This is a genomic window from Rheinheimera sp. 1928-s (assembly GCF_029269265.1).
Taxonomy (GTDB): Bacteria; Pseudomonadota; Gammaproteobacteria; order Enterobacterales; family Alteromonadaceae; genus Pararheinheimera.
On the sequence record NZ_JARIXP010000005.1, the window covers coordinates 356900 to 371859 of the forward strand.

Genomic DNA, 14960 nt, shown 5'->3' on the forward strand with positions numbered 1-14960 from the left:
TTGGTGATGCTACGCATATGCGCTGGTTTTGAGCCCAGCGGAAAACTAGCCTACCAACTGTTCACTTTACGATTTAAGGCGCCGTAATCACCTTACTCGCCAGTACTCTGGCTTTGCCTAAAAAGCCAGACCAGCGGATGGTAAAGCGTATTAAGCCCCAGTAAGTTAAAGGCACCAGCAGTAAACTGGTTAAGGTAGAAAACACCAGTCCACCTATAATAGCTATGGCCATAGGCGCATAACTTGGACCATCGCCACCTATGCTGGCATCGCCAAAGGCCAGTGGTAATAAACCCAATACAGTAGTCGAGACTGTCATCAGAATAGGTCGTAACCGTGCTTCACAGGCTTCAATAATCAAAGGCACCAGCTCTGCATCCGGGCTTTCGTGGCGCAATTGATTAATACGATCCACCAGTACTATACCGTTATTGACCACTATCCCCATCAGCACCAGCATACCTATCATGCCCATAATGCCCATAGATGTTCCTGTGAATAAAAAGGCCCAAAACACACCAACAAAAGAGAACAGCAAAGAGCCTATAACTGCTGTTGGCATAATCAGGGACTCAAACAGTGCCGCCATCACCAGATAAATCATCGCCACCGCCAGCAACATATTAATTTGCATAATGCCCTGAGCTTCATCCTGATACTGGAAGCTGCCTTCAAATGACCAGGCATAACCTGCAGGTAATTGCAGCTGATTTAAACGGGTTTTCAGCTCCTCTTTGGCTTTGTCCATCGTCAGTTCCTTGCCCATATTCATACCTATGGCAAGGGTGGTCTGACGGTTAAAGCGGCGTATTTCCGAAAGCAGTGGCGCTACTTTCAGTTCAGCCACCTGAGCCAAAGTAATCACCACATTGTCTTTCACCAACACAGGAATGGCGGCCAGCTCTGCAGGTGAATGACTGACTTTCTCGTCATACAACACCCGAAGCTGCACTTCGCCCTGATCTTCTGAACGGAAGGTGCGTAAGTTGGTGCCACGCAGTGCCAAACTCACAGCCTGAGCTACTGAGCTTGCATCTAAACCCTGACGTTGTAACTCTTCATTGTTCAGCAGAATTTGCATTTCAAACTGACCATCTGATATCTCAGATCGCACATCTTCCAGGCCTTTGATTTGTGAAATAACAGGCACTATATCTGCGGCCAATTTGGTCAGCATTTCAGTGGATGGGCCAGATAAATGCACCTGCATACCACCGCCACTGTCACTCCAGCCAAAGGTAGGTTGAGAGCGCACCAGTTGCGGCCAGTTTTTACGGATCTTTTCTTTAATTTCAGCCACAGGTTTGATCAGCGGATCGTTAAACATAATGATAGAAATCGCATGATTGGCTCTGTAGTAGCTGTACACAGACTCAATTTCATACTCTTCTTTGTGCTGATACAAGTAGGCTTCCATCCGATCCACTTCCTCCTCTACCTCGGCCAAACTGTAATTGCCCTGCACGTTGTAATTCAGAAAAGCCCTGCCGCTATCACCACCATCTTCATCACCACCAGAAACAGCTCCTATCGGAATAGCGATACTGAACAATAATAAAAAGGCGATGCCAGTGGCCGATTTAGGAGAGCGCATCACCCAACGTAAACAGCGGCCATAAAACAGCTCTAGCTTACTTGGCGCTGCGTTATCACTGCTGTGAATTTGCTTAATTTTTGTGGTCAGGTAAGGAATCAAGGTTAACGCCATCAATAAAGACACACCAAGCGCTATGGTAATGGCTATGGCGACGTGCTCTAAAAACACAGTCACATCCACTTTCTGCCCAATGATATTGGGCAGAAATACGATAGCTGTAGTGGCTGTACCAGCCAGTACAGCCAGGCTAACGCGGTGCACACCCCGTTCTGTGGCCCTTTTAGTATCAGGATCGGCAGCGCGTTCACGGAAGATACTTTCGGTGACTACCACTGAGTTATCCACCAGCATACCAACGGCCAGCATCAGCCCCATCATACTCAGTATATTTAAGCTGTAACCGAGGAAATACATAGCCCCCAGTGTAATAACCAAAGAGACAGGTACGGACAACACCACCACTAAAGTGGTTGGGATATGACGTAAAAATAAATACAACACACCAAAAGATAACAAGGCACCAATAGCACCTGAACTTAACAGGTTAGATAGAGAGTCCGTCACCCCTTTGGCAGTATCATCCATCAGAAATAAATTAATGCCATTAAAGGCTGGATCTTTACCAGCAGCATCGACCACAGCAATAGCCGCGCGGGACACATCCACCAGATTGGCGTTGGATTCTTTAAAGACGTTCATACCTACAGCATAAGTTTGATGTAAATGCCTGCCTTCAGTACGCTTTGGCAATTCCAGTACCACATCGGCCACAGCGCCTAAGGTTAAACCTGCGCGTATAGGTAAAGCCCGGATTTCATCCAGACTGGTAAATTCACCCACAGGTTTCACCAGAATGCTTTCATTGGGATTGCGAAGCTCCCCTGCTGTCATTGCAAAGTTACTTTCCTGTAGCAACTGCACCAGTTGCACCGGGTCTACCTGCAAATTACGCATACGTTGTGGGTCGAGGCGAATAGTCACCTGACGCTTATCCACGCCATAGAGCTCAACTTTAGACACGCCAGGCACCCGCTCTAACGGGCGTTTGATCACACGTTCAATCAAGTCATAAGCCATAGCCAGGTCACGATCACTGGAAATACGCAGCTGGAAAATGGGCATATCGGCGGTATTAAATTGATACACCATGACCCGCTCGACGTCTCGTGGTAACAAATGGCGCATATTGTCTAAACGTTCGCGCACTTCAATACTTTTGGTATTGATGTCTTCTTCCCAGTTAAATTCCAGCGAAACACCAGCGCTGTCTTCTCTGGAAAAACTGCGCATTTTTTTAATACCAGTCACAGTGGCCAGCGCTTCTTCCACGGGTCTGGTGATTAAACGCTCTATTTCACTGGGCGTCGCGTTTGGATATGGCACATCCACATAAATTTCAGGGATGTCGATGCCTGGAAATTTTTCCAGTGGTAGCATGCGGCTGGCGATTAAACCAAATACCAGCAAAGACAAAAACAACATACATAAAGTCACAGGCCGGGTTAAGGCAAAACGGGTGATGGCTAAAGGTTTATGATCCATGGCGCTACTCCTTAGCCGCTTGCACATCACGGGCTGTCAGACGATACAGCACAGGAATAAACACCAGTGTCAGTAAGGTCGACAGGCTTAAACCCCAAATCACAGTAATAGCCATGGGAGAACGTATTTCCGCGCCATCACTGCTGCCAAGCACCATAGGCAATAACCCCAGCACTGTAGTTAAGGTCGTCATTAATACAGGGCGTAAACGGGTAGCTCCGGCCTGAACTATCGCATCATTCAACGCCATTCCTTCCGCCCGTAACTGGTTGATGCGGTCTATCAACACTATGGCGTTATTGACCACTATACCAGCCAGCATAATCAGACCAATAAAGACGATGACAGAAACCCGGGTACCGGTTAGCCACAAACCAAGCACAGCACCAGCACCAGCCAAAGGCACAGTAAATAAAATCAGCAAAGGTTGCAGCAGATTTTCAAACTGCGACGCCATCACCAGATACACCAAAAATACCGCCAGCAACAAAGCCATCATCAAGGAGTTAAATGAACGCTCCATTTCTTCACTTTGCCCGACAATAGTGGCGCCTACGCCATAAGGCAGGCTTAACTGTGCCAATACGTCTTTAGCTGCGAGAGTGCCTTGCTCCAAGTCACCGTACGCCAAATTCGCGCTGACCAAAGCCACACGCTGCTGGCCAATACGGGTAATTTCGCTTGGGCCAATTTCACGTTTAATATCAGCCACAGCAGATAAAGGCAGTGGTCTTTCGCTGTTTGGATTAATGATAATTTGCGACAGCTGCTGCTCTGAATTACGGAAGTTTTCCGCCAGGCGCACCCGGATATCCACTTTGCGGTCGTTAATCGAATACTGGCCTGCCACTTCACCACCTATATAATTGGCCACACGTTTGGACACATCAGCCGCAGTTAAACCCAGTTGAGATAATCTGTCGTGGTGGAAATGTAAGGTAAGTTCCGGCTGACCTGAACGTAACGAACTTTTGATATCAGTAAATCTGTTATTGGCGGCCAACAGCTTTGCCAGTTGATCAGAAGTAGCTTTTAAGCTGTTTAAATCATGGCCTGACAGTTCAATTTCCATCGGAGTACTGAAACTGAACAGCTCTGGTCTGTCAATTTTTGCAGTCAGATCCGGCATGGTGCTTACGGTGTCGCGGAACAGTTGAATAAGGCGTTCTTCATCGGTCTTAGTGGCGCTGTCTTTTAAAATAATATTTAAACGGCCCCAGTGACTGCCACCCACATTTGGATCCACAGTCATCTGCTGCCCTGTACCGGCCTGAGCATAACTGCGATCAATTTCAGGTTGCAGTGAAGCTACAGCAGCCAGCTGTTTCAGCACTTTGTCAGTGCGTTCGATGGCACTGCCAACAGGCAACTGCACTTCAACATAAAACTCGCCCTGACTCATGCTTGGGATCACATCAAAACCTAAACCCGGGATCAGCGAATAAATCAGCGCTGTGATGCCGATAGTAGCGGCCACCACCAAAGCTTTTACTTTGAGGGCTGCAGTTAATACCGCGCGGTAGCCCGACTCCAACGCTGCTAAAAAAGCATGCACCAAATTAAGCAAAGGGTTAAAGATAAAGCTTAATGCTTTAGCCACAACACGGAACAGAATGGTCAGCAAGGTAAACAGACCTAAAAACAAAAAGCGAACACCCAGATACAGCAGATGGAATGGCAACAACGGCCATAAATACCAACGAGAAGGTTTAATAGTTATTTTGCTTGTTTCTGCAGCAGTTGCCGAAGCCGAAGCAGAACCTGTACGTTCACGGGCTGCCATAGCCGGAATAAGTGTTAATGCCACCAATAACGACGCCAGCAAAGCATAAGTGACAGTTAAGGCCTGATCTTTAAACAGTTGCCCTGCCACACCTTCCACAAACACCAGCGGGAAAAATACCGCCACCGTAGTTAAGGTGGAGGCTGTTATTGCCATGGAGACTTCACTGGCACCTTTTTTCGCCGCCTCCAGAGGTGCCATGCCTTGCTCTTTATAGCGGGCAATGTTTTCTAGCACCACTATAGCGTTGTCCACCAGCATGCCTATAGCCAGGGCAATACCACCTAAGCTCATAATATTTAAGCTAATATCCTGCGCATACATCAGATTGAAGGTGGCAATCACCGACAACGGAATAGACACGGAGATCACGAGCGTGGTCCAGACATTACGCAGGAACAAATACAACACCAGCATGGCCAGAATACCACCGGCAAAAGCGGCAGATTTCACTTCATCTATGGCTTGTTTGATAAAGGTAGACTGGTCATACACTAAGGTAAGCTGATAACCGGCTGGCAGATTTTTTTGTAGATCCGCCAGTTTGGCAGTGACCGTTTTTGCCACTTGAACTGTATTGGCGTCGCCTTCTTTATAAATAGAAATTTCAATGGCTTCTTTGCCATGCACATAAGTAATACTTTGACGATCAACAAAGGAGTCCCGCACTTCGGCAATATCTGACAAGCGAATTTGGCTTTCACCTACTTTGGAGATATATAAGTTGCGAATTTCATCCAGTGAAGCAAACTGGTTAATAGTACGAACTAAATAGTCATTGCTACCGGTTTCTAAACGACCACCAGCTTGGTTAATGTTTTGCTCTTTTAAACGCTGATTGATAGTGCTGATATCCAGCTTTAACTGGCTAAGTTTTTCATTATCAATGAGGATTTGAATTTCCTGAGTTAAACCACCATCAGGTCGTACCGCAGCCACGCCAGACAAGGATTCTAAACGACGGCGTAAATCTTCTTCAGCAAAAGTACGCAAGCTCACCAGTTGAGCTGGGGTTAGATCATTTTTCTCATCCCGGCTTAAAGCCAGACGAACCACAGGATCTAAATTCGGATTAAACCGCAGCAGCAAAGGCTTTTTCACGTCTAAAGGCAGATACAGCACATCGATTTTCTCGCGTACTTCAAGGCCTGCCAGATCCATATCTGAGCCCCATTCAAATTCCATAATCACATCTGAGCGACCAGCACGGGACACTGAATGTACTTTACGAATGCCTTTAACAATGCCCACGGCTTCTTCAATAGGCTTACTGACCAGTTGCTCGACTTCGGCCGGAGCTGCTCCCTGGTATTCAGTGCGGATAGTTAAGGTTGGGTAAGACAAATCAGGAAGTAAATTGACGGCCAGTCGCCCCATAGCAACCAGACCAAATAACATAATGCCTAAAGTGAACATCCACATAGTGACCGGACGTGCAACGGCTGTATCCACTAGTTTCATAGAAGATCCCTAAATTTTTTTTGTAGTTAGTAATGGCAGGATTTTCGTCCTGCCATTAAGGGAGATTAGCTTAGCTTTTCGCAATGACCTGAACAGGGCTTTGCTCTTTTAAACTGGCTTGACCTGCAGTAACCACCTGGTCACCTTCAGTTAAACCTTCAACCACTTCAAACATGCTGTCGGATTCATAGCCAGTTGTGATAGCTTTGCGTTCTACTTTGCCGTCTTTATTTACTACAAAGACTGAACTGCTGTTGTCCATCGCCATCACTGCGCGTTTTGGCACTAATAACGCAGCATCTTTTGCATCGTATTGCACTTCAACCTGAGCAAACATACCGGCTTTTAAGGTTAGATCGCTGTTATCCACAGCCACTGTGACACGGGCTGTGCCTGTAGCTGCATCTACCACCGGAGAGATACGGATAATTTTGGCTTGTTTGACTGGCATAGCGGCAAAGTGCAAGTGAGCAACCTGGCCCACTTTAGCGTTAGGCAGCTGATGCTCAGGTAAGTTGATCACCGCTTCTAAGCGCTCTTGTGACACAATTTCAAACAAAGCTTTGGATGAATACTCAGTGATCAGCTGGCCCACTTTGACATGACGACGAGCGACTACACCACTGATAGGCGCAATGATCTGAGTTTCTTTTAACGCCAGCTCTGACAAAGCCACAGAAGCTGATAAAGATTCAACCTGCCATTTTAACTTGTCGTACAAGTCAAAACTGACCAGTTTTTTCTGATACATGGTTTCTAAACGTGCCAGTTCGCTTTTTAACTGACCTAATTCAGCTTTGCCTTTGGCTAAGTTTAACTGCTGACGTTCAGTATCTAAAATAGCCAGCACTTGTCCTGCTTTGACCACATCACCTTCTTCAACAAACAGCTGCTGTACTATGCCAGTAGACTTGCTGTTTACTTCAGCGTCCTCTTTGGCTTCGAGCGTACTGGTGGTGCGGTACAAACTGCTGATCTCACCGCGACTGACTACAGCAGCCTCAACAGGAATACTGATCACAGTGTCTACTTTAGCAGTATCAGCACTTCCTTCAGCGCTGCCGCATCCGGTTAATACTAAAGAACTGGCCAATAAGGCAGTGGTTACAGCAGTCGCAAGCAATGAGCGGGTTTTCATAATTAATCCTTGAATAAACAAAATCGAATCAGTTGCAGAGGGGTTGCATCCCTTATGCCATCTCGAAAAAAATAAATAAATCCGTTTAAAAACAACTAGATAAAATAATAAAACATAAAATCAGCCTGAGTTCATTTTTAGCCTTTGGTAAATTTCACTACTTTTTAGTCAATCAAAGATCCGACCAGTAGCAGAATTTGCCAGACTTAGAGCATGTACTCTAAGCCCCTCGCCCTCTATAATGCCGCGAAATTCAATACAGGGTACAAAAACAATGTTACGAAAAGCTTCATTACCATTCGCAATCAGCCTTGCTTTGGTCAGTCAGTCTGCTTTTGCCGAAGGCTATAAATTATTTGAACAGTCAGTTAGTGCCGCCGGCAACGCTTATGCAGGCCGTGGCGCTCAGATCACCGACGCTTCTTTGGTCTATTCTAACCCTGCTGCATTAACTGAATTAGAAGGCGCGCAATTTTCCGGCGGTGTAAACCTGATCTATGCAACAACCCGTTACAATGACGCCTCGGCCCAAAGCGCCAATGGTATGGCTGTGACTGGCCGTGACTCAGGTAAGTTGACCTTGTCTGAGTTGGTGCCTTTTGCTTTTTACAGCGACCATATCAGCGATAACTTAAGCTGGGGTATTGGTGTCTATGCGCCTTTTGGTTTGTCATCTGATTACCATGATGATTGGGTCGGCCGTTATTTTGCTGATGAAACCGCCATCAAAGTGGTGGCCATGCAGCCTACTCTGGCCTATAAACTGAACCAAGCCTGGTCTGTTGGTTTGGGTATCAATATTAATTACGCCGAAGGCACTTTATCCAAATACAAAGACCACTCAGGTTTATGTGAACTGGGTACCAACATCAATGGATTATATGGCGCTGATGTTTACAACGCCGCCTACTGTGACAGTCACTACGAAGTGAATGGTGATGATGTAGCTGCAGGGTACAATTTCGGTATTCATGGTGATTTAGGTTCAACCAAACTGGCGTTGGTATATCACTCTGAAGTGAAATACAACTTAAAAGGTGACTCTGAAATCACCAATACGCCAATTACAGGCGCAAATGTGGCTGGCAATCCTAATTTTATAATCGCTCGTCCAGAGCTGCCAGCCGTCAGTGTAGCCACGGGCAAACTGGCCGCTAACAGCTATCTGTCAGAGCAAAGCAAGCTGGATTTAACCACTCCGGCAAACCTGGCTTTTAGTTTGGATCAAAAAATCACTGATGTGTTATCTGTACAAGGCAGTGTGACCTGGACAGGCTGGAGCAGCTTTGAGTCAATCGATATCGTCAGCGATGACAGCACTCCAAGTATTTCTTTAAGTACTCAGATGCCACAAAATCTTAATAAAGAAGGTTACATTGGCTATATCCCAGAGCATTGGCATGATACCTGGTCGTTCTCTTTAGGTACCACAGTGCACTACAACGACGAACTGACGTTAAGAACTGGTCTGGCTTACGATGAAAACCCTATCACGGCCAGCCATAAAACAGCACGGGTGCCAACAGCGGACCGTATTTGGTGGACCTGGGGTGCAACTTGGGCTCTGAGCGCAGCACAAAGTGTCGACTTTGCTTATGGCTATATGTGGATGAACGAAGTCAATATCGATGAGCATGAATACAACGCCCATGGCGACCGTATTTATAACTCTGGTGTGCAAGCGAATTACCGCAACAATGCGCAAGTTCTGGCCGTGCAGTGGAACCACAAGTTCTAAGCCTGCTCAACATAAGCCTTGAACACCTTTGTCAAAACCACCGTTTTTACGGTGGTTTTTTTGTTTCTGGCAAAAGCCAGCAGGGTTGGGAGATTATTTTTCGCTATAAAAAATGGCCACGTCCTGTGGCCATTTTTTGTTTTACAACCTATCACCTACCAGTGAATTATTTAACCAGCGTGATTTTGTAACCACTTGGAGCTGTAGCAGATGGTTCTGCTGCCAGGATATAGTTTTTACCCGCTTCCAATTGCTGTGTATCGGTTTTATCCAACAAGCTGATGGTGCCGTTGTCTGCTACGTGAACCAGAGAAATAGAATAGAAATCTTTTGGCAAGACTAAACTGGCGTACTTTTTAAATTCCAGTGCTTTGACATGAAACTTGGCGCTTTCAATAGTTTCGTTCTGACGAACAAAATAGAAATGCAGATTTTTGAAATCAGGCACCAGGTTGGCCACGTTGATTTCATGTTCATGAATTTGCGGTAAATTCTTTTCAGTAAAGTTCACTAAGCCTACTTTTTGCTCAGCATCACGGAACAACAACACCGACTTGCTCTGCCCTGCGTTAATCGTCAGCAACACATTGTTTAATAACAACTGGTTGTTTTCGTTTAACACAGCGATGCTGTAATCGTTTTTGTCTAACTGGATATAATCTGTCAGCGTATCCTGCACTAGGTCTGCAACAGGTAAATTGTTGATTGCGATTTGACCTTCTTGGTTGTCCAGGCTGTTGTAAATACGCACTTGTCCTTTCGCCAGACGATGTTCAAGGGCATCCACAGCGCTTGAGTTGCCAACAATGTCTAAAGACACTTGTTGCTGCAGAGGACCTAACTTGTCACGCACCACCATCACATAGCTGGCGGTGTATTGGAAGTTATAAGCTGCGGCTTCAAAAAATGGGGTCTTGCTGCCTGCAGCGGTAATATACAGCTTGTACTTACCACGTTTGAGCATTTTACCCGTGGTGGTAATGGTTTTAGTAGCCACAGACTCTAACAAAATTGCTTTGCTGAAATCGTCAGCTTCTGCTGCGGTGTAAATATCTACCTTATCGTAGTTAGACGATAAATTAGCAACAAAAACCCGGAACTGGTCGTCAAATTTTTCCTCACGTGCGTGAGTTAACGACAAAATGCTTGGGTTCGCTGCATCACCAGCCATCAGCAACAGAGTTTTGTCGCCTTTATTCAGCGTGATATCCGCTTCCTTAATTAAACTACTGTTGGTTGCGTTTTTCAGCTGATATTTGTAACTGCCAGGCTCAATAGCAAACATATTAGAAGCATCACCAAAAACAGCAGATCCTGCCGCCTTGTTGTCGACGGTGAACGTACTGTTCGCACTATTGGCAGCACCATTGTAAAACTGCACATACCCCTGGGTAAAACCTTCTTCCGCTTTATCATCTGAGCCGCCACCGCAGGCGGCCAAAGCGATCAGCGAAAACAAAGGCAAAGCCAGACGACTGGCGCGCTGTATCATGTTCATAAAGCTATCCTGTAACTTGGTTGTTAGTTCGCCAAGAGATTATGTATAGCCTTATGAAAAACCTAGCGTTTTTACCAACACCAACAGTTAATAACAGCCTTTAACAAATAAAATAAAACTGACTACTATTGAGCTATTGCAAAGTTATATAAAGAGAGTGTTCTAAACTAAGATGGCAGGCTCATGGCCTGCCATCTTTGATTTAGTGTGTTTCAAGTTTCAATGAACCGCTGACAGTGCTCATTTCTACACTACCTTCGCCTTTGCCTGTACTGAATTCGAGGCTACGACGTGGACCATACTTTGCTTTGTTCGCTGTATGGCTGGTGAGTTCATTTTTAATAGAGCCTCCGGCATTGGCGACCAGATTAAATTTAGCGCTGATGTTTTTCTCCAGCTTCAGCTTGGCATCCCCACTGACAGTGCTGACTTCTATGCGTGGCATCAAACTGCCTTTGAGTTCAGCATCTAATGAACCGTTGACCGAGCTCATGTTCAGTTGCTGCACCTTTGTCAGCTCCAGATCGGCTTCGCCGTTGACCACTGACACAGAAACTTCAGACGCTGAAGATTTGGTATCAATACTGCCATTGACGGCATCAATACTCAGCCTGCCTTCTGAACCACTGTCTTCAATTTCACCGTTGACTGTGCTCAACCTAATACGGCCATTGTTATTCACACTGGTAATTTCGCCGTTCACGGTTTCCAACTGAATAAACTTTTGCAGTTTTTCAGCATACACAGAACCATTGACCGTACTGATTTTGGTGCTGCCCTGAACCCCTGACACCCGTACGCTTGAGTTTACGCCCTGAAACTCCAGTTCTGCCCCCAGCGGTACTTCAATTTTTAAACGTGAGCCCTGGTTATCTTTATCGTCCCAGTCCCAGCCACTGTGATTACGCATATTGGGCATTTTTACTTTAAAACTGGTAAAGCCATTTTTCGATTCAATGTCATACCCATCGGCTTTTTCATCCAGAGTCCCTGAGACTTTAAAACGTCCTTCGGATGTTGCTGTTATTTGCACATCACCGCGCATATTTTCAATAAAAATCTTTTCATTGTTGGCCACTTTCAGATTTTCATTGACAGACTCTGCCGCCGATAAAAACTGGCTGAATACAGATAAGGCGAGGCCTAAAATCAGTTGTTGTTTCATCATGTTACTCCAGATTAAACCAGGCCCGACTGGACCACTTTTTGTAAATAATTCTGCTGTTGGCTATACAATTGTTTTAATTGTTTTAATAACAGCGCTTCATTCGGATTGTATTTCAATGCCATTTGCACCTGAGCTATCGCCTGTTGCCACTGTGCAAGCTGTTGCTGCCAGTCGGCATACACAGGATCAACCGCTTTCATGCTGGCCAGTTGCTCTGCTTTGGCTTGCTCGAAGCTGTAAACTATAGCGGTTTCAGCATCCAGCATTTGAGGGTTAAATACCAAAGGTTGCGTAGGTGTCGCTGGCTGCCAAAATAAGGTAACAGCGAATAACACCGAAGCCGCGCTGGCGACATAAGCGCTGGCAAAAGGTACTGATAACCACTGATTTGGTTTTAACTGCACCACTTTTTCCGTCATTGCTTCAGGGTCAGTTAAACGCTGTTCCAGCTCTGGCCATAAATCGCGGGATGGTTTTAGTTCAGCAGATAACCCGGCGATCAAAGCATCCAATTCATGTTCAGTTTTCATCTAACCACTCCCGTAATAACTGCCGTGCTCTGTGGTATTGCGATTTTGAACTGCCTTCGGCTATGCCCAACAACTCTGCAATTTCCTGATGCTGATAACCTTCTAAGGCAAACAGCACAAACACAGCTCTTGCCTGATGGGGCAAGCGTAAAATTAATTGCTCTAACTCACGACTCTGGCCTAATTCAGCTCCAGCCACTTCAGGTAACTCTTCCGTAGCCAGTCGCAGCAGCTTGTCCTGACGCCATACATCGATCGCGGTGCGACTTGCAATGCTATGCAGCCAGGTGCTGAAACTGCTGTCACCACGAAACAAGGTCAGTTGCTGCCAGACCTTTACAAATACTTCCTGACAGGCATCTTCTGCTTTACTGCGATCCGCCAGCAGCCGCAGACAAACCGCATAAACCCGGCCAGAATGCTGCTGATACAGTTGCCTGAACGCCACTCGGTCGCCTTGTTGTGATAAGCGCACCAGATCATCCATGGCTAACACTTTCTGTTCCGGACATTCAGACCTTAACATCCCGTTCCTGTTATTTTATTGCTATTGTTATCTGTTTAGTCGCACGCACAGTGGCAAAAGGTTTAAATACAAAAATAAAAAACTTTTAAACTGGTAGAGTTTTCAGCCAATACTATAGCTGAGTGACTGATTTTTAATATGAATTTTGTTTGGTATCAGACAGGATAATCTGACAGACTAAAGCAATGTTCACAGATAAACAGGAGCAGAAAGTGCAGAAGAAGCTTCAAAAATGCAGCTTGTTGTTCCTTTGCCTGTTTCTGTTTGCGGGCTGCACCAGCCCCCACTTTTTAAAACTTTTACCCTCTACCCAAAAAGCACTGGAAGCGAATCAACTCTTTAATTATCAGTATGCCCGTATGCAGCAGATGAGCGCGGAAGAGCTGGCTTTGTATTGCCCGGATTTACTAAATTTACCGGATGAAACCGCCAATAAAAGTCTGCTGCAACTCAGTTGTGCCCAGTTTTGGCTATCATCGTCTCACTTAGCCAACACAGAACTGCAACAAGCCACCACTTTATACAATCAAAGTCTGACTCATTTTTTGAGGTTGATGCTACCCAAACAAAAATACCGTCATCCTGCGCTTCGTATCGTATTGGAGCCTCCTTTGGATGAAACCGGCTTGCCATTTGAAGACTTTGTTCTGGCCAGTGATTTCCAGGCTATTAAAAGTCATCACCAAAAAATAAAAGGAACAGGTTTAGGCGTCAGTCTGGTGGCCGCGCGGGAAAATACAGGCAAAGGTTGGGATAAAAATTATCCGCCAGAAGGCATTTTCCGCTCTGTGACTGTGACCCTGAAAGAATTGAAATTTACCAAAGAGATGCAAATTCAGCTGACGCTGCAGGGACATCTGATGCAAAGCGCGGCGCAGCTTCAGTTGACATCAGCGTCTTATCCACTGTTGTACGATGCTGCCAGCAGTTATTTATGGTTGATGCAGCAGGCCAAGCTGGTGGATTTGGAACTACCGGGCTTATTTAATGCCGAATTAGCTGACAATAAACTGGGGATTTACAGCGTCACGCCACTGCAGAACGACAAACAACCGCTACTGCTGATCCATGGCTTAAATTCCAGCCCCCTCATTTGGTACGAATTAACCATGGCGGTATTGTTGGATGAAGAACTCAAACAACGTTATCAGATTTGGCATGCTTATTACCCTTCCGGGCCTCCGCCTTTTTACAACTCGATGCGTATCCGTAAAAAGCTGGATGAGTTGCATGGCAAGCTCAACGCTGACGGAGGTACCAAGGAGCTGGATCAGATGCTGGTGGTTGGTCACAGTATGGGCGGTATTATCAGTAAAACTCTGATCCAAAATACAGATTATGTATTGTGGGATATTAGTTTTACGGAGCGGCCTGAACAGATAGGTTATGCACAAAAAGAACTGGATAACATTCAGGATATTTTTATCTTTAAAGCCAGGCCTTATATCGACAAAGTGGTGTTTATCGACACGCCACATGGCGGTTCAGAGTATTCTGAATCGCTTCTGGCCAAAATGGCCAGCTGGTTTATTAACTTACCCAAAAACTTCACTCTGCTGATGAGTGATTTTATCCTGAAACTGGGACCGGACAAAATCACTTTGCCTATGCGTGAATACCTGGGTGGTGGCAGTGGCCCGCATTCAGTGCAAGTACTGTCGCCCCGTCATCCTTTGTTACAGGGCTTAAATAAACTCGATTATCAACGACCTGTGTATTCTATTATTGGCAGCGACGGTGCCTTATCCTGCAAGGACGAAAAAAGCTGCAGTCAAATCAGTGATGGCGTAGTGCCCTTTTTCAGCGCGCATCAGGCCAAAGCAGTGCAGGAAGTTATAGTGCCTTCGCGCCATAACTCTTACCAGTCCCCTCAAGCCCTTGAGTTTTTGCTGCAGGTGCTGCATCAACCCGCTGGAGAGGCCAAAATCCTGCCAGTGGCGCCTGACAAGCCTGACGATTAAAGCTATACTCGCCGCCCT

9 protein-coding genes are annotated in these 14960 nt (G+C 45.9%); 2 read left to right on the forward strand and 7 right to left on the reverse strand.

The genetic code is table 11. The features are described 5' to 3' along the window. Positions 1-73: 73 nt before the first annotated feature. The 3 genes from P3C17_RS14625 to P3C17_RS14635 all read right to left on the reverse strand — a co-directional run bounded on the left by P3C17_RS14625 (position 74) and on the right by P3C17_RS14635 (position 7521). Entirely contained in the window at positions 74-3139 is a 3066-nt protein-coding gene (locus P3C17_RS14625; protein ID WP_300930126.1) for an efflux RND transporter permease subunit, read from the reverse strand. 4 nt (positions 3140-3143) lie between these two features. Beyond that, entirely contained in the window at positions 3144-6383 is a 3240-nt protein-coding gene (locus P3C17_RS14630; RefSeq protein ID WP_300930127.1) for an efflux RND transporter permease subunit, read from the reverse strand. A 70-nt stretch (positions 6384-6453) separates the two neighbouring features. After that, positions 6454-7521: an efflux RND transporter periplasmic adaptor subunit gene (locus tag P3C17_RS14635; RefSeq protein WP_300930128.1), complete on the reverse strand. Its 1068-nt coding sequence runs from the start codon at positions 7519-7521 to the stop codon at positions 6454-6456. A 274-nt stretch (positions 7522-7795) separates the two neighbouring features. Here P3C17_RS14635 and P3C17_RS14640 point away from each other — a divergent pair, with 274 nt between their 5' ends. After that, positions 7796-9259: an outer membrane protein transport protein gene (locus P3C17_RS14640; protein WP_300930129.1), complete on the forward strand. Its 1464-nt coding sequence runs from the start codon at positions 7796-7798 to the stop codon at positions 9257-9259. A 166-nt stretch (positions 9260-9425) separates the two neighbouring features. On the opposite strand, the gene P3C17_RS14645 is transcribed toward P3C17_RS14640, so the two are convergent. From P3C17_RS14645 to P3C17_RS14660, 4 genes are all read right to left on the reverse strand, one after another. Continuing rightward, entirely contained in the window at positions 9426-10757 is a 1332-nt protein-coding gene (locus P3C17_RS14645) for a DUF4397 domain-containing protein (protein WP_300930130.1), read from the reverse strand. Between the two features lie 202 nt (positions 10758-10959). Then, positions 10960-11925 carry a DUF4097 family beta strand repeat-containing protein gene (locus P3C17_RS14650; protein ID WP_300930131.1) on the reverse strand — a complete coding sequence of 322 codons (966 nt, stop codon included), beginning with the start codon at positions 11923-11925 and terminating at the stop codon, positions 10960-10962. Positions 11926-11936: 11 nt separating this feature from the next. Beyond that, a complete protein-coding gene (locus tag P3C17_RS14655; RefSeq protein WP_300930132.1) occupies positions 11937-12455 on the reverse strand; it encodes a hypothetical protein in 519 nt (172 codons plus the stop codon). Then, the gene (locus P3C17_RS14660) at positions 12445-12981 is read right to left on the reverse strand and encodes an RNA polymerase sigma factor (RefSeq protein ID WP_300930133.1); all 537 of its coding nucleotides are present in this window, start codon (positions 12979-12981) and stop codon (positions 12445-12447) included. Before P3C17_RS14660 ends, P3C17_RS14655 begins: the two co-directional genes overlap by 11 nt. Positions 12982-13193: 212 nt before the next feature. Between P3C17_RS14660 and P3C17_RS14665 the strand changes: the two genes are divergently transcribed. Then, complete coding sequence (locus tag P3C17_RS14665) at positions 13194-14942, forward strand: alpha/beta hydrolase (protein WP_300930134.1); 1749 nt, start codon at positions 13194-13196, stop codon at positions 14940-14942. The last annotated feature ends 18 nt before the right edge of the window (positions 14943-14960 follow it).

Excerpts from the sequence above, each read along its gene's own strand:
- P3C17_RS14625 (WP_300930126.1), bottom strand. The coding sequence starts at position 3,139 with ATGGATCATAAACCTTTAGCCATCACCCGTTTTGCCTTAACCCGGCCT.
- P3C17_RS14630 (WP_300930127.1), bottom strand. The coding sequence starts at position 6,383 with ATGAAACTAGTGGATACAGCCGTTGCACGTCCGGTCACTATGTGGATG.
- P3C17_RS14635 (WP_300930128.1), bottom strand. The coding sequence starts at position 7,521 with ATGAAAACCCGCTCATTGCTTGCGACTGCTGTAACCACTGCCTTATTG.
- P3C17_RS14640 (WP_300930129.1), top strand. The coding sequence starts at position 7,796 with ATGTTACGAAAAGCTTCATTACCATTCGCAATCAGCCTTGCTTTGGTC.
- P3C17_RS14645 (WP_300930130.1), bottom strand. The coding sequence starts at position 10,757 with ATGAACATGATACAGCGCGCCAGTCGTCTGGCTTTGCCTTTGTTTTCG.
- P3C17_RS14650 (WP_300930131.1), bottom strand. The coding sequence starts at position 11,925 with ATGATGAAACAACAACTGATTTTAGGCCTCGCCTTATCTGTATTCAGC.
- P3C17_RS14655 (WP_300930132.1), bottom strand. The coding sequence starts at position 12,455 with ATGAAAACTGAACATGAATTGGATGCTTTGATCGCCGGGTTATCTGCT.
- P3C17_RS14660 (WP_300930133.1), bottom strand. The coding sequence starts at position 12,981 with ATGTTAAGGTCTGAATGTCCGGAACAGAAAGTGTTAGCCATGGATGAT.